The sequence below is a fragment of the Neisseria sp. P0006.S004 genome, from assembly GCF_051963015.1.
In the GTDB taxonomy this organism is placed as follows: Bacteria; Pseudomonadota; Gammaproteobacteria; order Burkholderiales; family Neisseriaceae; genus Neisseria.
The window spans coordinates 1-956 of the sequence record NZ_JBQCUS010000021.1 but is presented as its reverse complement, the minus strand read 5'-3'; the positions used below and the strand labels follow the sequence as shown (position 1 = coordinate 956).

At 55.0% G+C, this 956-nt stretch carries 1 pseudogene; it reads left to right on the top strand.

The annotated features are described in order from the left end of the window. Positions 1-956: pseudogene (locus ACTHR2_RS10510) on the top strand (RHS repeat family protein); the annotation flags it as partial.

Here is a 956-nt window from a genome sequence, read left to right as displayed (position 1 = left end):
CATTACGTCATTGCTTCGCTGGACGGTTCGATAGCGCTGCGTTTTGCCCCTTTGGTGGTCGCTGAAGACGGTTCGGATGAAGATTCCACCCTCTTCCCTTTGGTCGCGGTGGAAGACGCCAACGGCAACCATCAGCGTTTCGTCTATCATCCGCTGACCGGTTTGCCGCAATACATTATTGACGGCAACGGCCGGGTATTCTCGCTGAACTTCGGCAATGTGGCTGATGAACAGTCGCCCAAAATGCGGCTGCTGTCGGTATCGCTGTTGGAGGGTTTACCCGCCTTTGGCGAAACCGTTCGGGTCGGTACGCCGCTGGTCCGCTATGAATACAACGGCAGTGGTGACCTGATCCGCGTCATCGGCCGCGACGGTAATGTCAAACGCAGCTTCGGCTATAAGAACAATCTGATGGTGTCGCATACGGATGCGGCCGGATTGGTATCGGAATACGAATACGACCACTACACCCCGACCGGCAAAGTCATCCGCAACCGGACTTCCTTGGGCGAGGAATGGCGTTTTACCTATCACGAAGGTTACACCGAGGTAACCGACATACTGGGCCGTACCGAGCAATATCATTACGATTACAACAATGAGTTGACCAAACGGGTGTTTGCCGACGGCAGCACCAACCTGATGGAACGCGACGACTTGGGCCGTCTGCTCAGCCATACCGATGCAATGGGACGCGTTACCCGTTATCAGTACAGCAACGAAGGCCAGGTAGAAAGTATTACCCGTCCGGACGGCGTCATCCTGCATTTCGACTATGACGACAACTACCGACTGATCCGCAAAAGCGATACCGAAAGCCGTTACCACGGCTATACCTATGACGAAGTGGGCAACCTGCTGACCCATACCGACCCGCTAAAACACATCACCCGTTTCGAATATGCCGGCAACGGTCTGTTGCTGTCGGTAACCGATCCGAACGGCAGCAGTACCGC